Here is a 25462-nt window from a genome sequence, read left to right as displayed (position 1 = left end):
GGAGCCACCCACCCTCAATGTTTGGGGGGCGGGCCGCCAGGGGCCCATTTTTCCTGGTAGTGGAAGAGGAAGTACTGCGAGTTGTCGGCACCGGGCGCAGCAACCCGCGCGGTCCAGCGCTCGTCATGCAGGTCCATGTCGGCGTCGTATTCCACGTGGCAGCCCATGGGGCTGTTAAAGTACCAGAACCAGTTGGACCCTAGCTGGTGACGCCCTGGCCCCCAGAACGACTCATAGCCTTTCTCGACGAAGCGGGTACCGGCAATCATCACCTCGGTTGGGCCACCCATGTGAAAGGTAAAGTGTTCGATACCTTTCATGAACGGCGGCGTCTGGATCAGGAACAGGGTGTGGTGGTCCTGGGTGCCAGCCGGGCGCAGGAAGGGGCCGGTGTCGACGAAGCGGTCGGTGCAGACGAAGCCCAGGCGGGTGTAGAACGCTTCTGCCTTGGCCTGGTCAGGCACGAAATAGACCACATGCGACAGGCTGCGTGGCAAAGCCGGCATGTCGTCGCTGGCGCCTAGCGAGTTGATGGCGCGGCCCAGCTGTGCGCCGGGGGCGTTGCTTATTTCGCCGGGCATCGCCAACGGGCGGCGCAGGGTGATGCGAAAACCCAGGGCGAAGCCCATGTCGTCCACCACGCGTAAAACGCCGTCCTCCCCACGCACAACGGTGCGGTCCTTGGAAAGTTCGGCCTCGATGGCCTGCAGGGTGGCTTCGTCGGCTACGCCGTAAACGGTTTCGCGCAGGGTGTTCGCAGTCTCCATGGCCTTGGGCAGGCGTGGGTCGTCGCGGTGGCGAATTTCAATGCCTGTGCCGTCCAGGGCCTCAAGGTAGCCGCCGGCTTCGTCCAGCTTGCCCGGCTTCAAACCGTAGTCGGTGAGGTATTGCACGCAGGCGTCGACGTTGTCGACGCCGAACACAAGGTAATCAGGTCCGATGATCTTCATGGTCGGTTTCTCTTCTTGTCTATCAGGCGGTACGACCACCGAGGTTTTCGGCGACCCAGTCGGCGATGTACTGGCCGGCGTTAATGGAGTTATCGAAGCTGGAGTGCTGCACACCGCCTTCGCGCGGGGTGAAGATCTTCAGTTCGCGCTTGGGGCTATTGACCAGTTGTTCGTAGGTGCGGTGGGCCCATTTGAGCGGGATCTGTGAGTCCTGCTCGCCATGGGTGACCAGGAACGGCACCTTGATCCGCTCCACCACGCCGTCCAGGTGGACGTTTTCGGCGATGGTCATGAATTCGTCGATGTTTTTGCCGCCCCAGACCCAGCGCACGTGCTCCCAGTAATGCGGCACCGGGAAGCTGCCTTCGCGTTCCAGGCGGCGCTTTTGCACGTCGCGCCAGTCGTGGTTGGCGCCCCACACCACGCCACAGGCAAAGCGCGGCTCGAAAGCCACCACACGCGGGCAGTAGTAGCCGCCCAGCGACACGCCTTCGCAGCCGATGCGCTTGGGGTCCACATCCGCACGGGTTTCCAGCCAGTCGAACACGCGGCTGCCCCAATGCTCGGCGTCATAACGGGCTTTCAGGTCGTGCAGGCGCAGCGCTTCGCCGGTGCCCGGCTGGTCGATCACTAGCGATGACACGCCCCGCTTGGCGAGCCAGGCCGGTAGGCCAACCCGGTATTTCATTTCTTTCGTGGAATCCAGGCCGTTGAGTTGCAGCAGTAGAGGCGCCGGCCCCTGTACGCCTTCGGCACGGATGAATAGCCCGGAAATGACTTTGCCCTCATAGGGGATCTCGACCCGCTCGCAGTTCTCGCCGGAGAGCGCGATGCCGCGGGCGAAGGTGTCGAGGAAGCGTTGGTAAAGCTCCATGCGACCTGGGGCGCCGTGAGCTTGCAGGCGTTCACCTGTGAGGTAGTAGGTTGCGGCACGGTTGTACTTTTCGCCGGCCGAAAGCAGGCGGCCTTTCTCTTCGTCCTCGCGGGCCAGGTCGCAGAGTTTGTCGGCCGTCTTCGACCAGGCTTCTCGAAAGGCGCGGGTTCCGTCGGCGTCAGGTTGCTTGGCGGCTTCCTGAAGCGGTTCGCACATTTCGACGATTTCACCGATGCGCGCGCCCATCTCGATAGCGAGGTTTACCGAGAGGTTCCAAACGTAGTTGGTGGGGAAATAGCGGAACATATTGTTGTTTTTCCTTCTTCTGGTCCTGGCCGCCATCGACCCTGCATAGCGAGGGCTATCGCCCGAGGCGCTGTTCGCAGATCGGCAGGGCTCAAGTCGGGCAACCCGGTGTGAACGCTCCCGCATCAAGCAGTGGCGCGGGCGTCGGCCGCCCCTTGGGGCAGCTTGCGCAAGCTCGCATGGGCCAAAGGATTGGACAAATCGCTTGTTCGGATGCCAGCTATCGGATTGTGAGATACCTGGCGTGCCGCCGTGATGGCAGGCATGGCGAACGCTGAGGGCACGCATCGCCAGTATCGATTGGTTGGCGCATCCGGGATGGTTCCGTAGCCGGACCCCGGATGCCGAGGGGCTCAAGCGGTAACGGCAGACTCTGGGCGGCTGACCATCTCCGTCAGCTTTTCGCGCAGCCAGCGCAGCATGGGGTCACGGTCCAGGCTGCGGTGCCAACTCATGTATTCCTGCATGGCCGGCAGCTCCACCGGCGGCGGCAGGATGCGCAGCGGCAGGTTGCGTGCATAAAGCCGTGCCAGGCGGCTGTGCATGGTGGCGATGCGTTGGGTCCCAATGACCAGTTGCGCCAAGGTATTGAAGTCGTGGGTGATGACTTCCACGCGGCGTTTGCAGCCGTACTGGCTCATGAACCACTCCTCTATGCCGGGCGTACGGCTGCGCCCGAAGGCGACGCCGACATGCCCCAGCTCAAGGTAGCGTTCCAGTGTCAGGCGCTCGCCGATGCTGTGGTTCTCGGCGCACACCACGCAGACGTGCTGTTCGTCGAACAAGAGCTGTGAGGGGTGCTCCTTAACGATGAAGTGCTCTGGCGCGATCATCAGGTCCACTTCGCCGCGCATGAGCATTTCCATGGCGGTCTGGCCGGGGCTGATGAGTTCGAAGGTGATGTTCGGGGCTTCGTGGTTGATCTCGCGAATCGCCTCGGCGAACAGCACGCTGATCAGGTAGTCCGAGGCCATGATGCGGAAGTGACGTTTACTCTCGGAGATGTCGTGCACTGGTTTGGCGGTGATGGAGGTCTGGATTTTCAGCAGTACGTCGCGAACCGGTAATGCCAGTTCCTTTGCCAGTGGGGTGGGCATCATCTTGCGGCCCACCTGCACTAGCAGGTCATCTTCGAAGTAGGTCCGCAGGCGTCCGAGCACACCGCTGGTGGCCGATTGGGTCATGTGCAGGCGGGCGGCGGCACGGGTGATGTTCTGCTCTTCGAGCAGTACATCCAGCGCCACCAGGAGGTTCAAATCCAGGTGTTTAAAGCGCATCACGGGCATCTCTTGTTGTATTTATTTTCGCGATACCCTGCATCCCGACTAACGATTAGTCAAATTGTTCCTGCCTTCCTAGCCTGTGCTCCTAGGGCCTCTCTGTTGTCGTGCTATCCAGCCGCGCTGGCGTGGTCCCGGTCAAAACACTGTTAATGCTCGGGTTGTCACGCTCGCGATCGACCCTGCGCTCCCACAACAAGAACAAGGATTCATCCATGAGCAGCGATATCAGCAAGGTACTCGTAGTCGGCGGCGGGATTGGTGGCCTCTGCGCGGCCATCGCATTGCGCCGCCAGGGCATCGCGGTGGACCTGGTGGAAATCAAGTCCGAGTGGACCGTCTATGGTGTCGGCATCATTCAGCAGAGCAACGTGGTGCGAGAGATGGCCCGCCTCGGCGTGCTCGAAGGCTACCTCGAAGCGGCCTATGCCTTCGAGGATGTTGGCATCTACGATCTGCAGGGCAATGCCCTGGTACGCATCCCAGGCCAGCGCCTGGCCGGCCCGGAGTATCCCGCCAACGTCGGTATCTCGCGCCTGTCTCTGCACCAGGTGCTGAGCACCACTGCGATCGACCTTGGCACCCAGGTACGCCTTGGCTTGTCGGTAGAATCCTTCCAACAAGACGCGGCCGGCGTGGATGTGAGCTTCACCGATGGCAGCGCTGCTCGCTACGACTTGGTTGTGGGGGCCGACGGCGTTTATTCGAAGATTCGCGGCATGCTCTTTGGCGACACCTACAAGCCGCGTTTCACTGGGCAGGCCGTGTGGCGCTACAACTTTCCTCGACATCCTTCCATTGATCATCTGGCGAGCTATGTCGGTGCTGAGGGCAACGCCGGCCTGGTACCGCTGTCCGACGACCTGATGTACATGTTCTCCACCTCCCACGAGCCGGGTAACCCCCGCTATGAGCCGGCACAGTTGGCCGAACTGATGCGTGACCGCCTCAGTAAGATCGCAGGCCTAGTGGGCGAGCTGCGCGAGCAGATTACCGACAGCAGCCAGGTGGTCTACAAACCCATGGAAGTGGTGTTCGTCAACGAACCTTGGTTCAAAGGCCGTGTGCTGCTGATTGGCGACGCGGCTCATGCAACCACGCCGCATCTGGGGCAGGGCGCCGGGATGGCAATCGAGGACGCACTGGTTCTGAGCCTGGAGCTGTGCGGCAGCGGCTCGGTGGAGGAGCGGCTTGAGCGTTTCATGACGCGCCGCTTTGAGCGCTGCAAGTACATCAGCGAGAACTCGATCACGGCCGGGGAGAGGGAAATGGCCCGTGACGCGACGTTCGATCGCATCGGACTGACCAAGGCGATGCTCAAGCTGACCGCCGAACCGATCTGAAACTGCTAGCCGTGGCGGCTATTCCGGTGTTTACACGTTCACCCCCTGAGTTATCGAGGTCTCTGTGTCCCAGGATTTGACATTGCTTTGCCGCGACGACCAGTTGCAGGAAGGCCTTGCACGTGGGTTCGACCCCTGGGCCCAGGGGCGTGACACCGTGCTTGCGTTGCGCTGGCGTGGCCAGGTGCGTGTCTATCGAAACCTGTGTCCGCACCTGGACGTGGCCATGCAGTATCGCAAGGATCGCTTTATGTCTGGCGATGGCCGGCACATTGTCTGCTTTGCTCATGGCGCGCTGTTTCAGCCCGACAACGGCTTCTGCGTGCTCGGCCCCTGTCAGGGCCAGTCGCTGCAAGCACTGATGGTAAAGGTCGACGTTTCGGGAAACGTATGGCTGGAGGAGGGTGGCCCTCGGGCAAACGATGAGGCTATTGCGTGCGCTTCCATGGACTAGACCTGAACCTGCTGGTGGTGCTGGACGCTTTGTTTGTCGAGCAGCACGTCACGCGCGCCGCGGTGCGCCTGCACCTGACCCAGTCAGCGGTCAGCGCGGCCCTGGGTCGCCTGCGGGAGCATTTTAACGATCCGCTGTTTGTCCTCGTGGGCGGCGCCATGCTGCCCACGGCGCTGATGCAGTCACTGCACCCACGTATCGACCAGGTACTGGAAAACGCGCGGGGCATTGCCTTCGCCAATGCAAGCTTCGACCCGGGGGCGGCGCGCCGCAAGTTCCGCATCATTGCGTCGGATTATGTGATCGCGGTGCTCATGCCGGCGCTGATGCGACGGTTGGCCAGCCTTGCGCCCCAGGTCGATTTGCAACTTCTAACGCTGGTGCCGCTGCGCGGTGCCGAGCCGGGCAGCCTGGTGGATGAGGCCCTGGAGCACCGGCACTGCGACCTGGTGATCCTGCCGCTTGCCCATGGCTCGGCGCGTCATCCGCAACAACCGTTGTTCGAAGACAGCTTCAGCGTCATTGCCTGCAGGGATAACTGCGCCCTGATGGACGGCCTCACGCTGGAGCATTACTTGGCAGCGCCACATGTGGTCCGCGAGACCGGCGCAGGCGCCCAGGGCAGCATGGAAGCGGAATTTATCGCAAGCCAGGGGCTGACGCGGCGGGTGGCTGTGGCTGTGGACCAGTTTGCGTTGATACCGGAATTCATCGTTGGCGGCCCCTGCCTATCGACCCTGCACAGTCGCCTGGCGCACCTCTACGCGCAGCGCTTTCCTCTGCGCCTGCTGCCACCACCACTCGCCATTCCCGCCACTCTGCAGGTCGTGCAATGGCACGCCTACCAGGACAGTGACCCGGCGCTGGTCTGGCTGCGCCAGTTGTTGGCGGAGGTGGCGGGCTGACCACGACGGCTATCAATTTCTGTCATGGCCGGCCAGCAGCAAACTTCACTTCCTCAGGCATTGGCTGCCCAATACCGTATTGGCACGACAACAACAGGACAGACCGCCATGCCCAGACGCCACGTTCACTGCCAAACCCTCTTTACTGGCCTTGAGGACCAGGCTCGCCACGACCAGGTGCTGATCATCGAAAAGGGTGTGTTCACCCATGTCGGCCCTCGTCAGACCGCTCCGCAGCCATTGCCTGGCGAACGCGTGATTGACACTGGCGGACACTTCGTCATGCCCGGCCTGGTGGATGTCCACACCCATCTAGTGTTCGGCAACGCCAAGAGCGAGGAAGACATCGACCTGCACGTCTCGCCGGAATTTCGCGCCCTGCGCGGTCTGTTTTTTACCCAGCATGTATTGGCCGCCGGCTACACCTCGGTGGTGGTGCCGGGTGACGCCGGGCATTGCAGCATTGCCGTACGCAACGCTATCAATGCCGGTATGTTCAGTGGCCCTCGCATCGCCGCCAGCAGCAATGTAATCGCCAACCGGCAGAGCCTGAACGATTGGTTCCCCAGTTGGGTCGGTACGCCTGAGTATTTCTCTGGCCGCCTGTGCGCTACCCGCGACGAGCAGATTGCGGAAATCCGTCGCCAGGCCAAGGACGGCGTGGACCTGATCAAGATCGCTATGGACGGCCCGCACATGCGCCCCAACGGGGAACATATCGCTGCGTTCACTCAGGACGAGACCCGCGCCATGGTCGAGGAGATCCACCGCCTTGGAAAAAAGGTCGCCGTGCATGCCTATGGCCGCGAAGCGGTGCTGTATGCGGCGAAGGCGGGGGTGGACGTAATCTTCCACGGTTTTTTCCTGGACGATGCCTGCATCGAGGCAATACTCGAATCGGGTAGTCACCTCGCTCCGACCTTCACCATGCTCGCCAACAACGTCGAATTTGCCGAGGATTACGAGCCTTCGACCCGCTGTGGTTACGCTGCGATGCAGCGCCGTGTGATCGAGGTGGGTTGTCGCAACTTGCGCCGCGCCCGGGAAGCCGGTGTGCCGTTCATGACCGGCAGTGACAGCGGTTTCGCCATCACTCCCTACGGTGAATGGCACGCCCGTGAAATCGAGATTTTTGTCGACTGGTTGGGTTTCAGCCCTGCCCAGGCATTGCGCGCGGCAACCTCGGTTGCCGCGCGGATGATGCCCGTGTCGCAGCAGGTGGGTGCCATCGAGGTGGGCCGTCGCGCCGACTTCATCTGTGTTGATGGCTCCCCCCTGCAGAACGTCTCGATTCTTCAGGAGCGCGAGCGCATACGTGACGTGTACCTCGGCGGTCATCGCGTGGAGGCCCAGGTACCGGGCTACGATCCCTACAAGGTCAGTGACTTCAACACGGTGAAATGGGCCGAACTTCACACCCGGCAACGGGCCGTGGAAATGGGCAAGCGCAGCGCACCTGAACCTGAGCAAGAGGTAGGCCGGCATGAATAAGCTCACCCTGGAACTGGCGTCGCAGATGGTCGACACTGCGCTGGCAGAGGGCCGGCGGTTAGCCTTGCAGCCACTTTGTGTTGCGGTACTGGATGCCGGCGGTCACCTGCTGGCGCTCAAACGCGACGAGCGCGCCAGCCTGCTGCGACCGCAAATCGCGTTGGGCAAGGCCGCATCAGTGCTGGGCATGGGCTTTGGCGGCCGCGAACTTGCCCGTCGTGCTGCCGCGCTTCCTGCCTTCTTCAATGCATTGAGTGCCCTGGCCGGCGGCAATATGGTTCCGGTGCCCGGCGGGGTGCTGGTGCGTAACAGGGCAGGGGAAGTGATCGGCGCTATCGGTATCAGCGGTGACAGCTCCGACAACGATGAACGCTGTGCCATTGCCGGTGTGCTGGGGGCAAACTTGATGCCCGACAGTGGGGCATGTTGATAGGAAAAAAGCCACTTTTGCCACTGCGGCTTGGGTGGCTTTTCTCATTTCATGCGCTTATTTGGTGCGCGCAGTTTCGGATATCTGAAAAAGTTTCACTCTGAGCTTAATACTATGCCAGCTATGACTCTCGATCAGCGGCTTTCCATAGCTTACTGTGGTGCCAAGCTCAGGCGCTTTGTCACGGGTGACTACTGCGCAGCTACTCGAAGATCCGCATCTATACCGCTTGGTTGTGCAATGACGTCAGGAGTTGTGCTTGGATATCCCAGTTCCGTTTAATTTCGTCGCAAAGGCTGCAGGCTGGATATGGCAGCGAGTTACCAAGGCTTTGCTGTACAAAACCTATGCCGCGTCCCATAAAAAATGGGCTATACGCCACCGCCTGGGCGCACGGTGGGAACCCTTGGGAAAACATTTGGAGTACTCAGTACGCCTTGCGATGCTTGCAGATCCGGAACCACGGATCTCCCGTCTAGCACTCCGCTCTACTGGGGAGAGCCTTGCTAACGTTGACTTGTATTTTGAGGCGATCGGCGCAGGCATTCGCTATCAGGAAAAAGTATCGGTATGCGACGTAGACCAACGTCCCATTGTCTGGAACCTCACAAATATCCCCGTTCAGGCATTCGTGGGCGGTGAGGAGTACGGCATTGCATTTTCGGTCGAGGAGATCCAGCTGCGACAGTGTGTGATCCAGCAATCAACGGGTACTGTGTTACCTGCTCAGGATTCCGTACAGTCCTACATGACCCAGAGCTGGCTCCTGAACGATGAGTGGAGATTCCGTTGGGGAAAACGGTGGAATTGCAATGCGATCAAATTTGCCAAAAGCGAAATCGCACTTTACTGGCGCTTCAGATTCGGCCTACCTGAGTACCGGGTTTACTCACCCTCTGCTCACCTAAAACGGAAAGTCAGCATCCGCCCTGCATTGCAAGCCTTTGGTCAGCTAATGGCCATGCCATTCTTTGTGACGGCGCAATTCTGGCTGGCAATCTGGTCTGGGCTCTGGGTGATGGACGTAGATGACAGGCTCAGCTTCCGCTGGAATAGCAACAAGACAGAGAGCGAGCCACAGGACGGGTGAGTTTGCATCAAAACGGAAACCGTTCGGATTCAGCAAATTAAGCCATTCAGGTAGGATTGCTGACATTTGCTCCGATCTGGCAATTGGCCAGTGAGCACCTATCCATGGAGGGAATCGATGACCGATCAAAACCGGCACCTCTCACTGTTTGAGGAGGACTATCTTCTCCGTGAGCTGGGCCCCGTCGCGCATGTGCCGCAGGTGGCTCTCACGGAGCTTGTAGCTAATGCGTGGGATGCTGGCGCGAGCAAGGTGGACTTGATTTTACCCACTGAGCCGGGTGGCACCCTGACAGTGGTTGATGACGGCCACGGTATGTCAGCTCAGCAATTCAGCAAGCGCTGGATGACGCTACGGTACAATCGCCTCAAGCATCAGAGCTTCAAGGTTGAATTCCCAAAGGGCAAAAGCGCCAAATTCAGGAAAGCGTACGGCCGCAATGGTGTTGGCCGGCACGGTCTTCTGTGCTTCGGAGATCAGTACCAGGTAGAAACCTGGCGCGACGGCAAGCTGAGTACCTTCATCGTGGGCACTGAGTCCGGCCCAAGTCCTTTCGTGGTGCGCTCGGAGGAGTTCGCTGAGCGAGAAGGTTCGGGGACGCGGCTATCCGTGTCGGTAACCCGCAAGTTGCCGGACGTGAAAGAGATCATCACGGTTCTTGCTGCACGTTTCATCCATGACCCAGGATTTCAGATTCGAGTCAATGGCACCCCTTTGACCCTGGCAAAACTTGAGCAGCATGCTCGTACCCACAATCTGGATCTGAGTGATGGGCGCACCGCAAAAGTCATCGTCATTGACTCCACGCAACAGAACCATTCTTCTATCCACCAAGGCGTGGCGTTTTGGGTGGAGCACCGACTCGTAGGCAATCCTTCCTGGGTTATCGGCCAGGTCGCGAACTTCGATGGACGCACACGGTTCGCCAAGCGCTACAAGGTCATCGTAGACACCCAAGGCTTTGAAGGGCATGTGATTCAAGACTGGACAGGGTTTCAGTCAACACCTGCTGTCGAGGAGCTGTATAAGGCTGCTGCAGAATGCATTGGCAAGGTGGCGGATGAGCTGGCGGCCGAGGTTGTTGAAGCCACCTCAGAGGATGCTCTGGTACAAAACCGATCAGAGCTCAAATCGCTGGGGCATGGCGCTCAACTCGAAGTCACAGAGTTCACGAAAGCTATAGCGCAGGCCCATCCAATGGTCTCTCCGGAGTTCCTGGCTACAGCGGTGAAAGCCGTGATCAACCTGGAGAGATCCAAGAGCGGGGCATCCTTGCTTCAAAAGTTGGCCAACCTGCCTGCGACGGACATCGAGGGTTTGGACTCGCTCCTAGCGGACTGGTCAGTCAAAGACGCACTACGCGTGCTCGACGAAATTGATGGCCGGCTGAGTGTTATTGAAGCTATCACTAGGCTTGCTGATGATCCTGAGACGGATGAACTCCACACACTGCATCCGCTCATTCTGCGATCTCGCTGGTTGTTCGGGCCGGAGTTTGAGTCGATGGAGTACTGCTCGAACATGACGTTGAAAAGCGTGGCGAAGCAGCTCTGGGGGGATGGCGACGCCTCGTTCATCAACGAACGAAAACGGCCTGACATCGTGGTGCTGCCAGATCGATCTACTGCCCAACTGGTGGGTATTGAACAGTTCGATCCCCAGGACGCGACAGTCGCCCAGATGCAGAACATCCTGCTGATCGAGCTCAAAAAAGGGGGCTTCAAACTCAATCGAAAGGAAGTCAACCAGGCCGATGGGTATGTTCAGGACATCGCCGCATCGGGCTACGTCAACGGCTCTCCGTTCATCACTGCTTGGGTAGTTGGCCAGTCGATCGCTGCGGGGGTGAGTACGTCCAAAACAGTGGGTGATGAATCTCGTAATTATGGTCAAGTGAGGGCCACCACTTATGGGGCCTTGGTGAGTACAGCGAACCTTCGCCTGATGCGCTTACGGAAAACCTTGGAAGACAGGTACGGTAATCTTTCTACTGACACGCTGCTGGCCAAGGTGCTAGCGACTCAGGAGCAGGGCAATCTCGACCTGGTTGCATCCAGGTCCGCTAAAGCAGCGGAGGAGGCAATCAAGGAAGCTGTTTGATAAGCAGCAGAGACCTTAAGTCACGGCCTGCAATTCCCTCATCCCTGCTGGGGAGTATCGTCGAGGGGGGCGATAGAGGAGCGGGGAGCACCTCTACTCAGCAGCCGATCCACCGCAGCCCAGCCCACTCCTCATTATGATGTGGCGCGTTAACATAACCATTCAAACGGCTAGCGTAGGGATGATCGAGTCTAGTGTTCCTCAGGTAGGCCGGATAGCATTTCATCGGTGGCGGCGGGAACGCTCCGGGCTGACCTCGCCAACTGTAATGACTCGTGCTGAAGTGTTGTGTCAACGCTCAGCACGTCCGCTCTGGGTGATTTTTGAGGATGATGGGTAAGATGGATCCCTACAAGCGTGCTCATTATGTCAGCAGGCTTTCAAGTGAAATCCGCGCTATAGGCCAAACCTTCGAGGTCTTCGGGGGGCTATTGCTGAATCTGGCGCTGAATGTGCCGGTCAATACGCAAGGAATCAATTCCAGAGGCTTTCCCGTTGCAGGTGTGGTTGATGGAGTTTCATCAGATGGCTTCTACGCTGCTGAGTACTCCGCTCTAGAGAAGTACTTCTCGCCACCCATGGTCAAAGCACAGTCGGACGTGCGTCATGCACTGGCTAAAGCCCCGCATGCCAGAGAAATCTACCTGCTCGCTGGCGCCAACAAAGCACCCCAAATCTCTCAGTCATTTGAAAGCAGTGTGCTAGGCTGGCCTGAGATGGCTGGCCGCTCCCTCAAGGTGTTAGGGGCGGCAGAGATCGCCGCGGTGATCATCGATCACGCCCTGGACAATGAGGAGGCCGTACTCAGGCTAAGCCATTACCTTCCCTCTCTAGCGAGGCTCTCCGAAGAAGAAGCAGCGCAGGCGCTGGTGCCTCAGCCAGACCCACACCGCATTCCCAGGCCAGAGATCGACGACTTGCTTGATCACCTCTTTGAGGCCTGCAAGTGCGTGGTTTTAGCTGGCTTGGGAGGCAGTGGTAAATCCGATGCCGCTGCAGCTTATGCGTACCGCAACAAGCACCACTACCAAACCGTGCTCTGGCTTTCTGGAGCCGATATCGGAAGGGTTGAAGATCTCCAAGCTGTATCCATCACACGGATGGGAGAGGTGCGCAACGTAGCTGGCCTGCTAAAAAGTCGCCCATGCTTGGTCATCATTGATGATGCAAACGATGCGCTTGATCCAGAACCCCTTTCATCATTGTGCGGCCCCGATTCCCGCGTGCTGCTGACACGCAGAGCAGTTACAGCCAGTGCTCACGAAATTCCCCTGATGTCCGAATCGGATGCGCATCAATTGCTGACGCGCGGGGTGACAGACTGTTCACCACGGACATGGGACAAGATATGGCAGTCTGTGGGGGGGCATCCCCTTACCATCAGCCTGCTCAACGCGGCGGTTTGTGAGGGGGCGACCTGGGCTGAGATCGAGCTGGATTGCCAAATGCCAGGCGCGCTCGAATCAGACGGTCATGCCCTGGCAGAGCGGCTTCTCGGTCGGTTACGCGGTGCCACTGAACTGGGGCTTGCGATCTTTGAGTGGGCGGGCGTTCCTCAAGTAGACGCCAAGCTCGTGATGGCGCTTTCCGCGCCCGGGCAGGTAAGGACATTGCGAAAGTATGGCCTTACTGCTCCGAGTAGGCCGGGGCTCTTGAGGCTGCACGATATTGTCTACGCGAGCCTCGCTGGTCAGCACTGGTGGACACAGTCCAATCGACAGCTGATCACCAACAAGTTCGACGACTACATGAGTGCTGCGGCACTGCGCACCGATCTTGCGTTTTGGTCAGCAGCACTCAGCCTACGCATCAAGATTGAGCGACTGGTTGAGGAGGGCGACTGCCGACCCGCTTTCATCTACTCCATGCTCTCTACATGGGAATCTTCGAAGGTGCGACCAGAGTTGCTGGGCAATCCGTTGCAGGATGCAGAGCTACTGAGCAAAGGCGCCAAGCAACCTTCACCTATAGCAACGATGGCGTTGATGGAAACGGTCGAGAAGCTCTATCTTCACGACAAGAGCACTTCGCTGAGCCATGCGAAACAGATGCTTGATCAAAGGTTCGAGGTCTTTGACAAGCTGGCCATTGCGAAAGGGCTGACCATCAAGCAGCAATCAGAAATCCAGCACCACAAGGCAAAAGCCTTGGTACGACTGAGCCGCGTGGCTGAGGCACTGGCCATTTTCGACGAAGTGAGAGCAGGGCCTCATCCTCTGCCGGAAACTGAAATACAGATCATGCGCCTGCTCAAAAATGGTGATGTAGCTGATCAGGAGCGTGCAGCCGATATCGCCAAGAAGATTTTGACTGATGCAGCCGCCAGTGAATTGGTCTCACATTCAGTATTTTTTGCAGCGGTTGAGCTGGCTACCTGGCTGCGCCGGTCTGACTTGATCATGCCGCATGAGTCTCTCATCACACGGATGCTCGTTGAGACCGCAGAACTGGGGATCTCCCAGGCTCTTCAGACGATGTCTTCCGTATGCAGATTCCTCTCTAAAGAAGCTCCAGAGTTTTTAACCCGCCTGGTTACAGCAATTCCTGCTCACGTAATCGATGATCTACCACTTCCGGGGGACAGATTTGCCTGGGCCGATACGCTGTTTGAGGCATCACGCATCGGGGGCGCATCTGCGGAATCACAGAGAGCAGAATCTCTACGTCTCTTTGAGTCACTCCCGCCTAACAGCTTTCACAGCCAACGCCACGCTGAACTGCTGCTTCTGATGCAAAGACCTGAAGAAGCCAAGGATTTGCTGATACTACGTCCCGACCTAGATACTAACCCCTTTGCACAGCGGCTCATGGCGCTCGCCGAATATCAACTAGGGAGTTCTGATGCTGCTTTAGAATGGATTAACCGAGCATTCAGTAATCTGAAACCTAACCAATCGAAGTACCGCTACGAATTCCACGAGCATCGTTTCGACATTCTGGCCAGTATTCCCGGTGCGCTTGCGTTGCCCGACCTGGAGGCAGCGATCGAGTCATGTGCCGCCGGGAAGGAGCTTGAGCGCTTGAACAATCGTTTGGCCGAGTACCTGGAGAACGTCGGTTAATTACCGCCGCCCCCGCGCACCGTACCAATGAACCTTGGCTTGTCTGAACTCAACAGCCCTTGAGACCCTAATCTCAGAATAAGCCAACGGCTTCGGTACGCCATTTCGATCAGCCGTTCTCAAAAACGGCCATTTCCGAGTTTCTCGGCGACCGGATGATCCTCTGCAATCTGCCAGGCCGCGTGCAGCGGGGAGGGAAGGCTCAGGAACCCATCGACCTCTGCCATCGTAACGAGATCACGGGTTTGCGGCTGCTCAGCCGGTGGTGAGGTCAGCCGTTGAGAGTCAAGCTCCCTGATAATCCGACATTTTGTGGGCGCAGCCAATTACGGTTGCCGACGATGGGTGGGAGCTCATCCAATGCACACGGCTATCCCTTCTCGCAAACCCAGTCATTTCAACCCTGCATTGACCGGAGCATTAACAGAAAGGCACTCGCTCCCGGATTGTCGGTATCCCGTTTCGCACATCCAACCATCGCCGGTGTAATTGATCACAGCGTTTTGGGGCGGTTGAACCGCAACACAACTACCTCCAGATCGACTGTAGCCCCGCTCGCACATCCAACCATCGCCGGTGTAATTGATCACGGCGTTCTGGGGCGGATGAACCTCAACACAACCACCACCAGATCGACTGTAGCCCCGCTCGCACATCCAACCATCGCCCGAGTAATTGATAGTGGCATTCTCGGGCGGACGTACCTCAATACACGTGCTACCTGACTTGCTGTAGCCTCGTCTGCAGATCCAGCCGGCGCCATAGCTATTGGGTACGGCATTTATCGGCACGGCTACCTTAGGCGCCAATGATTCACGCTTCGGTACATTTCCGGTCTTCGGAACATATTCAGCATCAGGGACGTGTCCGGACTGCGGCACATATTCGGGTGTACTGGACGGTGCCGAGGTGTACCCACCATGGCTCGGTGAGGTGAGCGTCCCCACTTTGCCGGTATACGGATTCACGTTCCCCAACGTGCTCCAATTGTTGTAGAAGTTTCCATCGGGCGTCGAGCGATGATGAGGTGCGACATAGGTTCCATCCTTGCGGGTATAACCCCTTACGCTTACATCCCTCGCGTACGTAAAATCGGTGAAAAGATTCATTGCCAGTAATGTCAATCCGACAATGGTACGGAACGATCTAAGCATAAAAATCTCTTTCCACAGCAGATATTTTAAAAAACCATGGCTGCTTGTTGGCCAGTCCGGCACTTAGGATGACTATCGATCGTAGGTGTTCCCACCGGTGCTGATCTTGTAGATGGTCTCGGAGTAGGGCAGACGCGCAATGATGGTGGTAGCGTTCACTACAGCTCCCATCGTCATGCCACGGCAAAGCAGGTTGACGTAGCCCTGGATACGAACGCACATCGCATCAGCGCTATCGATGAAATTCGTCTTGTTGAGGCGAAGCATGATGACTGTCCGCCCTTCGGGTACCGCTCCAATAGGCGGTACTGCGAATATAGTGATCTGGGTGTAAACGACCAAACAGAGCAGGGCGATGCCCGCTGCAATAAAAGCCTTCTTCATATAGAGCGTCCTATCTCAGTATCAATCAATGCGCTTAACGATCCCGAACCGGCCTTCTTTGAAATCACTAGCCCGGAGCACAGCGGGAGCAGCTTGGTCACAGCTGTAGGTCGCGTAGCTCACCGGCGGTCTTCCGAATCGATCCGAGCTACGGTCAGCGCAACCTGAGGAGGAGGCTACGATGTACAGCGGCTTAGTGATTGCCTCGTTCGGGACTTGGAGCCCCATAGAGAAACGGATGCTTGCTCTGTGAGCAAAGTCGTTCGCGTCGTCGTGATAGTTTCCCAGGAAGGTCGCATAGCTGCTCCAGCTAACGAACTCAAAGCCCATGACACCAAGCCGCTTAAGCTCACCACCGTTTGATGCGTAAACGATCAGAGGGGCCAGGCGGGGATCTTTGCTCTTGGACGAGTAGGTCACCTTCGCAGTGATGTACCGAGAGCCGCGCTCAGCTGATCGGTACTCATACTCGTCACCGTGGTCGTTGAAGCTCCATTGGCCGGCCACTTGAGCAGACTGAAGCGAGACGGCGCTGTCGTCCGCGGTGAACGAGCCTTTGACCGGGATCGCTTTCATCCCAAGGGCTGCCAGTCGGCGCTCTTCTTGTTCCTTAGCTTCGCGATCCTTGACCATTTTTTGCAAAAGACCATTTCCGATCGCGGCTTCAGCGGAGTCGGCGTAGCGGGAGGTTAACGATGCCAAGGCTGCTTTCGCGGTTGTCTCGTCCCCGGCATCCACAGCTTTTCTTACCTGGGCTAAGAACTTTACCGGTGTCTCTTTGAGAGTCTTATTTTCCTGTTCGAGCTGGGTGATCCTGGTTTTCGCAGCTGCAATCTGTGCTTGCAGAGAACTAACATCTCCACGAAGACTTTCCGCCTGCTTTCTGTAAGCTTCGCCGCCATCTCCACATCCCACAAGGGAAAGAGCCATACAAGAAACCAACAAACCATTCCTCACGAAACACTCCTTGGACATCCCTCGCATCAGAAATGGCAATTTAACATCATTCCGCAACCGCCCGAAACGAAATGGTATCTTAGAGAGGAACGCCAGCTAATCATCTGCTTGCGTCGGTACCGTCCACACCATAAAGGGGCTTGCCGTCAAGCACCGATTGCCATGCTGCGCGTGCCGGATAGGTCAGTGATTGATCCGAGAGTCGCTTCGAAGCGTGCTTTCGCAGAGTCTTCAGTGGGCAAAATGCTTTGGTGACATCCTGATCACTTGGCAAGCCGTAGGCCTGGCCTTTGCTCGAATCCCAGCTGTTGCGTAGGAAGTGGAGAGCGAATTGATCAAGAGACTCTTCGGACGCCTCCACGATACGGAAGATTTTCCTGCATGCTTGAGAATCAAGGCGCGCAAGTGTCCAGAGAACGCGACTTGGAAGGTTGGCCTCAAACAATCGCTTCTCCTCTGTCGCATTCAGCACGTTTTGAGCAAAGGCTTGTATCACAGCGTTCTTGTTGTCCTGCTCAAGCAAAAGATCGCTGTCGTACCTCCTTTGATTCGGTACGTAGCTCACTCGAAGTAACTCGGCTGCGCAGCTCAGTGCGTATGGGTCAACGGCCACTTGGGTGTAGATTACTGAAGCGCTCTTATAGTTAGAGGAAGCTGTGAGCAGCTTTATCTGTCGCAAGGCGAGGTCGTCAGGGCTCATTCCAAAGACACCATCACGGTGTCTTCCACGCTCCACAAAAACAGAAGAATCAACAAGCCGAGCGAGCGATACACAAACGCTTGAAATATCTTCGAGTTGATCGCTCGGCAGAGAGGAACCGATTTGGCCGAGCATGTCCATAAATTCATGGCACACGTCAGGAGTTAAAGCAGCAACTATTTGCTGCCGCTGGGCGGGATTTTCTAGATACTGCCGAGCCGTCTTGATGCTCACATCACCATCTGTTATGCCCAACTGCAGCGCGACGAGTAGCCGTGAAGGATCTGAAATCACTCCATCAGTGTACTTACCGGCGCCCATTGAGAAGCCTTCTTCTGCCGCTGCCACCTCGGGAAACAGGAAATGAACGACTTTACGAATTGCGTCAGCGCGTCCGTGTGCATAAGCAGTTGTTCGCTCAGATGAGCCGTCAGCGACAAGCTTTGTAGAATCACCAGGCCCAATCTCACTTGGCAGACGGCCCACGAACAGCTGTGGCTTAGCCCTCAAAAGGTCATACACCTGCGGGGCTTTCACCGACAATGCTGCTAGCCCAAGGATGTCAGCAAACACAATCTCGCCCCGTAGAAGGGGCTCAATCATTCGCACAGCATTGAATACCCGAGCAAGATCACGGGGCTGCTCCAACAAGTCGCGTAATCCTAGTTGATACAGGAAGCCCAACCGCTTGGTTTGCCCCTCGAAGTACGTTTGGATCGCCTTCGGATCAAGACTCCCGACAGCCGAGTCAAACAGCTTTGCTCGGGCGCTCAAGGATAGGTTTGGCAGCGGCATCCTGACTTGAACGATCTTGTCCAGGTACGAGCTCGATTGAGGAACCTTAACGCTTGAGAGAGCTGCAGTAACGTACGCGGAATCCCAAGCCACGACATATCCGACCCTTGGCAGTCCCCCGACTGCTTTGATGATTCTGATCATCTCAAATACTTCAGCAGGGAAAAGACGGTCGACATCATCGATGAAAACTATGACAGGGCGATCAAAGCTCCTAAGCGCAGCCTCGACCCGCTCCTTTTGCTCCTCAAGGTCAGGCGATTTGTACTCTGCAACGGCTTCACTGGCATCGCCTGCAGCATCCATCACCGACTTAACCAAGGACGCCCACGGCTCCACGCCTGGTATGAGTTTTAGGACATCAAAAACCTTTGAGTAAGCTTTGAGCTCCTTGGCTACCTTCCGGCCATCCTTGCTGTGATCGCTCAATTTAACGGCCTTAGCTATGCTGGCGAGAAACTGGCGGAGCAGGGCATCCTTGTCGCCAACCAGCCAGGGGTTGAAATGCACAATCACTGGCTGACGCTTCTCGTCCTCACGGTTGAGCAGGGCCTGAATCATCGCGAGAACTGAGCTTTTTCCGCTTCCCCATGGGCCTTCGATTGACAACACGAAGCCCGACGTCGAAGGCACTTTACGAAGCGAGGAGGTAGCGATTTCAGCAAACCCGACACGGGATAGCTGATCGGTGTCGATAGCAGATTCGGGGAGGAGAGGGGTGTCGAAGTCAATTCCGTCAATATGCGAGGCCACTGCTGCGGGCTGCTTGCCCATATTTGCTCCTTCAGGACAGGTGCGAAGTCAAATGGCCAGCATAGTGTATTTGGGAAGCAGTCGAAAGTGGAGCAAAGCATACTACCTAGTGTTCAGTCCGCCTAAGGTTAGACTCTAGACTTTGGCGTGTGCTGCGGGCTGCTCCGAAGTTCACAGGCGAGGGCCTTGCCGCAGGATATTTCGAGTCTATGGAACCTTCGGGCTCGAAGAGACCGGCTGAAATCTCATGTCCGATGCAGAGTTCATCATTCTCCACCATAAGTTAGGCGAATGCCGTGCCGCCGACGTCTGCGAGCTTCCGGGTGAGGTTTTACCCAGGTGCATCGCGGCGCTTGAGGAATGTCTTCAAACTCAGGTGCTCCCAAACGTAGACGCTTACCTTGAGCAGTATGGATTAAACGCAGTAATTGCAACTTTGGCAACCGACCCGCCACATGGCTTGCACCTAAAGGCAGATTGGAGTTCGAGGTTTAAGCTGAGCCCTGACCAACGTTTTTCATTTCATGAACCAGTCTGGGAAGCGCGTCGTTCATGGCATGTGCATGCCGAGGTTTCATTGCATAGCATTGCAGCTAGCGCCGGACTTCAGAAAATTAATGTGCTGCTCAGTCATGCAAAAGCGGGGCGCTCTGGATTGATCTTGACTGGAGTCAAACCAGTCGGAAATATCACCGCAACTCTTGATACAACAAGGTTGGATCAGCTTGTTCGAAAAGATGACGGATCAATTGTTCGATCCTTGGGTAACTGTTGTCGTTCATGCCCCCTCTGGAACTATCCTTGGAAGTGCTATCTCATTGGCTAACGATCCAGGTCAAGTAGAGATCGACGCTTTAACCGATGCGCTTGGTAAGAATCAAGATGAAAATGGAACCAATATGTACGATGTCATCAAACTTGATATCGATAGTCACATTATTTCTGCGCGGTTTAGGCAAATAATCTCAGGCGCGGGAATTCAAATAACTCACCACTCCAATCGCCGTAATTTTAAAATGGGCATGAGAGTAGAAGTCATTTTCCAAAAGCTCTGTAAATTAATGGCTGCGAAGCAGCCGAACCCCCTCGAGCTGGAACCTATTTCGAATTTAAACATAATGACGGAAACAGAATTCAAGCAGCGCCTCAAAAAATACTAAAGCCTCACATCACCTTGATCGCACAGGATATATAAAGCTACGAAGCATAGAAAAGAGGAGGGCGCAAGCCTTCCTTTTTCATGCTGGATTTAAGATTTCTTCAGTTCTAGTTATTAGATGAGCTCAGAGCAGGCTCAGATAGCCCTCGGATACGCACGCACACATCAACGGACGGATAGCAGCTCCTAATGAGAAGAAGGCTTGCGAGAAACTAACTTAACGGATAAGCCACGAATTTTCTCCGAGGCATTAGAGATCTCAGGGTCATCCGAGCCAGCCGCACTGTCTGCCAAAGTGTCTCTGATGGAAAAAAGTATACGTCTGAGTGATGGAGAGTTGTGATGGCTCGTATCATTTTTTTTCGGGAATATTGGGATCGATGGAAGAGGATGGAGTGGATCAATATTCAGGTAATGCAGGTAGCGATCAAAAATTTTATCAAAATGGGGTGACAGCGGCAGCCACCCATTATTCGCTGAGTGAAGCTCAGTCCAACGTCCGTCCGATCTACGATGGAACTGGTCGAGATTTCCGGGCGTTCTGGAATTTCCCATGATGCTCCATAGCTGGCGTCCTGAGTACCTAACCATGATCAGGTACATTTCAATTATTCGAAACTCATGCACGTCCATAAAATTCGGAAGCGCATTCAACACCCACGCCAGCTCAGAATCTGTCAAAAATCCGATCGCTTTGGACTGCCTGAAAGTGAGGCCAGGAAGGGTCTGAGCGGCAACGTTCTCGCGCGTGGCAGACCTAGTCTCAAGATAAAAATCCAAAAACTTCTTCGCGCAGCGAGTCTCTCGCGTCCAGACGCTTTGCTCGATTTCACCCTCATCACCAATTAATCTGCAATCGTGAAATGGCCGCCAACGGGATTTATTGACCATTGATCGAATTCGAAGCCGGCTTGCGGCACAAAGCGCGCCGGTCTGCTTGTCATAGTCCAATCCTTTGGCGGGTTGACTACAAATTTTACGTAGTTCTCAAAGTCTTTGCGCCGCCAGTCAACGAGTGACAGACCATGGGCAAAACTCCAGTTGAGCATTTTTTCCAGCCCAGTGATGCAAATCATATATTGAAGGTAAGGATTTTCTGCGCCCCAATTATGAGCAGACCAGTTGACAAACTCATCGACGAACAAGATGTTCGTGAACGGCTTTGCTGCAGGTTCGACCTGGGCTAACCGATCAACCACAGCGATATTAGTAGGAAAGGCTCGAAGCTGACTTGGCCTCCAATACACGTATGGAGGGAAAATCGGGAATGGGATGAACGGCCGAGTCATAAAAGAACCAAGTGGCTAGGATGAGTGATAGCTCGTTTAACTTTTAGCACAGAGCTACAGCATTGCCATGGCGATTGTCAGGGTTGAAAGGTGTTGAGGGTCTAGTGAGCCAACCGTAGGTTAAGGAGGGAGCCATGCGGAGATATAGCATTATGAATCCAAGCGAAGCTATTGATTTTCTGGGAAACGGGGGATTGTGGGGATTTGGCCGGAGGTATGTGAGATTGGACAACATGAGCACTTTCTCAAAATACGTTATTTAACATAATATGCATTATGCGCACACTCGTATAAACCCACACGCCCGTGGTTACCCAGATTCAAAACCAGTACCACGCCAGCAACCCACCCAACCATCCCATCCCATCCTTTGACCCTGGTTAACATCCCTGCAGATTCCCTCCACTAAAATCCGATCTCCGCACCCTTATGGGGATCTGGCATGACCATCATCGTAACCGGCGCCGCGGGATTCATCGGTAGCAACCTCGTACAGGCGCTCAACCAACGCAACCAAACCGAGATCATCGCCGTCGACGACCTGACCGCGGGCGACAAATTCCGCAACCTGGCTGACAGTGACATCGCTGACTACCTGGACAAGGATGACTTCCTGGACCGGTTTCGGCGCGGACAATTTGGCAACGTACGCGCGGTGCTGCACCAAGGCGCATGTTCCAGTACCGTCGAAGCCGACGGCCGTTTCATGATGGACAACAATTATCGCTACAGCCGGGACTTGCTGGAGATTGCCCAGGCGCAACAGGTTCCGTTCCTGTACGCCTCATCGGCAGCAGTCTACGGTGCTGGCCAGGACTTTCGTGAACAGCGCGATTGTGAGCGCCCGTTGAACGTCTACGGCTATTCCAAATTCCTGTTCGATCAGCATGTGCGCCGGCAGTTGTCAGCTTCGCGCAGTCAGGTCGTTGGATTGCGCTATTTCAACGTTTACGGGCCCCATGAGCAGCATAAAGGCGCGATGGCATCGGTGGCCCTGCACTGTTTCAACCAGTACCAGGCCCGCGGCAAAGTCAGCCTGTTCGGCAGCTACGGCGGCTACCCCAGCGGTAGCCATTTGCGTGATTTTGTCTCGGTGGATGATGTGGTCAGGGTCAATTTATTCTTCCTTGATCACCCGCAACTAAGCGGCATTTTCAATGTAGGTAGCGGACGCGCCCAGTCGTTCAATGATGTTGCGCTGGCAGTGATCAACCGATTACGTAAATACCAAGGCCACCCCCCATTGTCCCTGGAGATAGCCTTGCTGGAAGGCATACTGGAATACAGTGAATTTCCTGAACATTTGCGCGGCAAGTACCAGTGTTACACCTGTGCAGACCTGGAGCGCTTGCGGGCTGTGGGCTACAAGACGGCAACATTGACGGTCGAACAAGGTGTAAGTCTGTATTGTGATTGGCTGCAAGGCCTGCAAAGCCCGCCGCCTGCTCCTTTCAGGCAAGCGACGGCAGCTTGATGTTCGCAACTTCGTGACATAACTACGCTAAATATTCATTTAGTGTAGTTATGTTTAAACCAGCCTAAAGAGGCCCTACCGATCACCACTGGTGGGTATAACTCGCCGTCAAAACGGTGCCTGGCGCAGGCAAATGGCTGGTGTTGTTACTGTTGCGCATCAGTTGACTGTACAGCGGATAGTAATAACGATTGAACAAGTTCTGGACGCCCACGCTGATCTGATCATGCTCACTCAGCTGGTATTGGCTGATGATATCCACCGTGGTGTAGCCATCTACCCTGCGTCTGCCAAAGCTTTCGACACCTTTGAGGCGGTAATCCTCAGCACCGAAGTAAGTCGCCTGCACGCGATGGCTCCAATCCTCGTCTGGCTTGTATTGAAGATACGCTGTCAGTTTCACAGGTGGAATGCGATAGCCTGTCATGTCTTGCCAATCGCCACCGTCTGGTTGCTCGCGCCCTTTCATCCAAGTGAAGCTCCCCCCTGCCCCCCAATGCTCGTCGCTGGTCAACCAGTCAGCGCTGCCTTCAACGCCATAGATGCGCTCCTGAGTGCGGGTCAGGATCAGGCCATTGTTGAAGCTCTGAACATCACCCAGTTTTGATGTGGTGTAGAAAACAGCCAGCGACGCCAGGGTCTCCTCGCCCAGCACGCCGCGCCAACCGAGTTCGTAGTTATTGGTCTTGACCGGCTCCAGGTTGGACGAGCCAATATCGAAACCACGGCGTGCGTTACGCAGCTGCACGCCAATGTCAGGTAACTGGAAGCCTTGGCTGAAGGCGGCATAAACCGCCTGGCCGCTGACGGGCGAGTAAGTCAGGCTGATATTGGACAGCAATGCATCGTAATGCACTGTGCCGCCTTCCACCGTGGCGGGGTTGGCGGCGCTTGATTCAGACAGCGGAATGAAGTCCCCGTATTCGGCGGTGGCATATTCATAACGGATGCCGCCTTCCATGGACCACTGCTCGTTGAAACGGTGCTGTAACTGTGTAAACGCACCTACGCTGCGTGACGTCAGGTCAGGCATGTAGCTCAACTTGCCGATTTTATTGAATATCGTTCCGCCGCTCGCATCAAACGCTTGCGGGTCGAAGATATCGATCGGCATGTCGCTGCGTTCCTGATTGAAGTCGCCGCCCCACAACAGTTCGGTATCTGACCCGCCTATCGGGGTTCGCAAGGTAATGCGACTACCAACGACTTCGCTGTTCTGCATGACTTGATCGACATTGCGCCCACGTGTGGCAACGCCACGGGCATCGAAGGGCGTGAATCGGGTGAAATAGTCGCGGTAGTAAAGCTGGGCATTGAATGTTCCCCCGAGCACTTCCGAGTGACCGTATTCAAGGTTCACCAAGGTGTTCTTGATCTGGTTCTGTTCGTCGAGGGACAACCCGGACAACGGTTGTGCGGGTACGGAACCAGGCGGCAATCGGCTGACCGCTGGGTCGGCGGTATAGTCACTGTTTTGCTCGGCGTTGTAATGGCTGAGGGACAGCTGAATACGTTGCAGCTCGTCGATGCGCCAACCCAATTTCCCGCCAATGTTGTAGGTGTTGGAATCGAACAGGTCACCTTGGCTAGGCTCGGGCGCAATGCGGTGCCCTTTGGCATCGTAAGAGGCGCCGATATGGCGTGCGCCGAAATCGAACGCGTAATCCAGTGCACCCTGGGCGCCGGCAACATGATGCTGCAACTGCCCTCCCAGCCCATCGCTGTCCACTTGGCTCAAGGGAGAAACGCCCGTTAGCGTGGTCTCGGCCATTTGCTCGCCGCCAGCGGGCCGCGTGGTGATGGAGATGATCCCTCCCGTCGCACCGGCGCCGTAGATAGCGCTACTGCCGCGAATCACTTCGATGCGCTCGATCAATGCCGGGTCGATATTGGCCAAGTTCCGCGATGAGTCACGATTGGTGTTCAGCGGCACGCCGTCGACCAGGACCAGCATCGTACGGCCGCGCAGCGTTTGCCCGTAATCGGTGATGGTACGGCTGGAGTCGGCCATCCCAGGGATGCTCTTGGCCAGCAGCGTCGCCAGCCCATCAGAGCCCTGGCGCAGTTGCTTCAGTTGTTCGCGTTCGATCACATTGACCTGACGTGCCTGCGGTACTACACCGCTGGAAAGCCGAGAGGACGTGATCTCCGTGCCTGCCAGTTCAATGGAGCTGGCGGTCGTAGACGGCGCATTACCTGACGCTGCTTCGTTTGATGGTAAAACGATGAAAGTCCGCTCATCCCGCGGCTGGACGACCAGCCCACTCTGCTCGAGCACCTGGCCCAGCGCCTGCTCCACTGTGTAACGCCCGTGCAGCGCCGGCGCCTGCTTGCCCGCAGTCAGCTCGCTGGAAAACAGCACTTGAGCACCTGTTTGGCGTGCCACTGCATTCAGCGAGCTTTCCAGCGTTGATCCAGGAATATTGAAATCGACAACCACCATGGTTTGCGCGAACGACCACTGGCTGGCCATCAAGGTGCTGGTCAAAATCGAAACGTGCCAAGGTGTACG

At 56.4% G+C, this 25462-nt stretch carries 20 protein-coding genes; 10 read left to right on the top strand and 10 right to left on the bottom strand.

The features are described 5' to 3' along the window. Positions 1 to 14: 14 nt before the first annotated feature. From AB7M33_RS23520 to AB7M33_RS23510, 3 genes are all read right to left on the bottom strand, one after another. Positions 15 to 950 (bottom strand): VOC family protein, encoded by a 936-nt coding sequence (locus tag AB7M33_RS23520; RefSeq protein WP_274885314.1) that lies wholly within the window; start codon positions 948 to 950, stop codon positions 15 to 17. 22 nt (positions 951 to 972) lie between these two features. Next, complete coding sequence (locus tag AB7M33_RS23515; protein ID WP_027593286.1) at positions 973 to 2130, bottom strand: alpha/beta hydrolase family protein; 1158 nt, start codon at positions 2128 to 2130, stop codon at positions 973 to 975. Positions 2131 to 2483: 353 nt separating this feature from the next. Beyond that, positions 2484 to 3407 carry a LysR family transcriptional regulator gene (locus tag AB7M33_RS23510; RefSeq protein WP_027593285.1) on the bottom strand — a complete coding sequence of 308 codons (924 nt, stop codon included), beginning with the start codon at positions 3405 to 3407 and terminating at the stop codon, positions 2484 to 2486. Positions 3408 to 3625: 218 nt separating this feature from the next. Here AB7M33_RS23510 and AB7M33_RS23505 point away from each other — a divergent pair, with 218 nt between their 5' ends. The 8 genes from AB7M33_RS23505 to AB7M33_RS23470 all read left to right on the top strand — a co-directional run bounded on the left by AB7M33_RS23505 (position 3626) and on the right by AB7M33_RS23470 (position 14285). After that, positions 3626 to 4753, top strand: a complete 1128-nt coding sequence (locus tag AB7M33_RS23505; protein WP_454243753.1) for an FAD-dependent oxidoreductase — start codon at positions 3626 to 3628, stop codon at positions 4751 to 4753. A gap of 64 nt (positions 4754 to 4817) precedes the next feature. Further along, positions 4818 to 5207, top strand: coding sequence for a Rieske (2Fe-2S) protein (locus AB7M33_RS23500; RefSeq protein WP_027593283.1), 390 nt, complete (start codon positions 4818 to 4820; stop codon positions 5205 to 5207). After that, the gene (locus tag AB7M33_RS23495) at positions 5189 to 6112 is read left to right on the top strand and encodes a LysR family transcriptional regulator (RefSeq protein ID WP_454243752.1); all 924 of its coding nucleotides are present in this window, start codon (positions 5189 to 5191) and stop codon (positions 6110 to 6112) included. Before AB7M33_RS23500 ends, AB7M33_RS23495 begins: the two co-directional genes overlap by 19 nt. 108 nt (positions 6113 to 6220) lie before the next feature. Continuing rightward, on the top strand, positions 6221 to 7603 hold the full coding sequence (locus AB7M33_RS23490; RefSeq protein ID WP_454243751.1) for an amidohydrolase family protein: 1383 nt from the start codon (positions 6221 to 6223) through the stop codon (positions 7601 to 7603). Then, complete coding sequence (locus tag AB7M33_RS23485; protein ID WP_454243750.1) at positions 7596 to 8033, top strand: GlcG/HbpS family heme-binding protein; 438 nt, start codon at positions 7596 to 7598, stop codon at positions 8031 to 8033. The genes AB7M33_RS23490 and AB7M33_RS23485 overlap by 8 nt, the downstream gene beginning before the upstream one ends. Positions 8034 to 8292: 259 nt before the next feature. Continuing rightward, the gene (locus tag AB7M33_RS23480) at positions 8293 to 9123 is read left to right on the top strand and encodes a hypothetical protein (RefSeq protein WP_454243749.1); all 831 of its coding nucleotides are present in this window, start codon (positions 8293 to 8295) and stop codon (positions 9121 to 9123) included. A 117-nt stretch (positions 9124 to 9240) separates the two neighbouring features. Next, positions 9241 to 11223 carry an ATP-binding protein gene (locus AB7M33_RS23475; RefSeq protein WP_454243748.1) on the top strand — a complete coding sequence of 661 codons (1983 nt, stop codon included), beginning with the start codon at positions 9241 to 9243 and terminating at the stop codon, positions 11221 to 11223. Positions 11224 to 11564: 341 nt separating this feature from the next. Further along, entirely contained in the window at positions 11565 to 14285 is a 2721-nt protein-coding gene (locus tag AB7M33_RS23470) for a hypothetical protein (RefSeq protein WP_454243747.1), read from the top strand. Positions 14286 to 14677: 392 nt separating this feature from the next. Here AB7M33_RS23470 and AB7M33_RS23465 read toward each other — a convergent pair whose 3' ends face one another. The 4 genes from AB7M33_RS23465 to AB7M33_RS23450 form a co-directional block, all read right to left on the bottom strand. After that, complete coding sequence (locus tag AB7M33_RS23465; RefSeq protein ID WP_454243746.1) at positions 14678 to 15502, bottom strand: hypothetical protein; 825 nt, start codon at positions 15500 to 15502, stop codon at positions 14678 to 14680. Positions 15503 to 15511: 9 nt separating this feature from the next. Beyond that, positions 15512 to 15823, bottom strand: a complete 312-nt coding sequence (locus AB7M33_RS23460) for a hypothetical protein (protein ID WP_454243745.1) — start codon at positions 15821 to 15823, stop codon at positions 15512 to 15514. Between the two features lie 21 nt (positions 15824 to 15844). Then, positions 15845 to 16780 (bottom strand): hypothetical protein, encoded by a 936-nt coding sequence (locus AB7M33_RS23455; RefSeq protein ID WP_454243744.1) that lies wholly within the window; start codon positions 16778 to 16780, stop codon positions 15845 to 15847. Positions 16781 to 16880: 100 nt separating this feature from the next. Next, a complete protein-coding gene (locus tag AB7M33_RS23450) occupies positions 16881 to 19049 on the bottom strand; it encodes a KAP family P-loop NTPase fold protein (RefSeq protein ID WP_454243743.1) in 2169 nt (722 codons plus the stop codon). A gap of 704 nt (positions 19050 to 19753) precedes the next feature. Between AB7M33_RS23450 and AB7M33_RS23445 the strand changes: the two genes are divergently transcribed. Further along, positions 19754 to 20188, top strand: coding sequence for a hypothetical protein (locus tag AB7M33_RS23445; protein WP_454243742.1), 435 nt, complete (start codon positions 19754 to 19756; stop codon positions 20186 to 20188). A gap of 185 nt (positions 20189 to 20373) precedes the next feature. Here AB7M33_RS23445 and AB7M33_RS23440 read toward each other — a convergent pair whose 3' ends face one another. Continuing rightward, positions 20374 to 21078 carry a hypothetical protein gene (locus AB7M33_RS23440; protein WP_454243741.1) on the bottom strand — a complete coding sequence of 235 codons (705 nt, stop codon included), beginning with the start codon at positions 21076 to 21078 and terminating at the stop codon, positions 20374 to 20376. After that, the gene (locus tag AB7M33_RS23435) at positions 21033 to 21332 is read right to left on the bottom strand and encodes a hypothetical protein (RefSeq protein WP_454243740.1); all 300 of its coding nucleotides are present in this window, start codon (positions 21330 to 21332) and stop codon (positions 21033 to 21035) included. The genes AB7M33_RS23440 and AB7M33_RS23435 overlap by 46 nt, the downstream gene beginning before the upstream one ends. A 586-nt stretch (positions 21333 to 21918) precedes the next feature. Between AB7M33_RS23435 and rfaD the strand changes: the two genes are divergently transcribed. After that, complete coding sequence (rfaD, locus tag AB7M33_RS23430; RefSeq protein WP_454243739.1) at positions 21919 to 22950, top strand: ADP-glyceromanno-heptose 6-epimerase; 1032 nt, start codon at positions 21919 to 21921, stop codon at positions 22948 to 22950. A gap of 82 nt (positions 22951 to 23032) precedes the next feature. Here rfaD and AB7M33_RS23425 read toward each other — a convergent pair whose 3' ends face one another. Further along, a complete protein-coding gene (locus AB7M33_RS23425) occupies positions 23033 to 25423 on the bottom strand; it encodes a TonB-dependent siderophore receptor (protein WP_454244251.1) in 2391 nt (796 codons plus the stop codon). Positions 25424 to 25462 lie beyond the last annotated feature (39 nt).

It is taken from the genome of Pseudomonas sp. Y3 TE3536 (genome assembly GCF_053629175.1).
The sequence above is the reverse complement of the archived record's forward strand: the minus strand, read 5'-3'. Positions and strand labels throughout refer to the sequence as shown.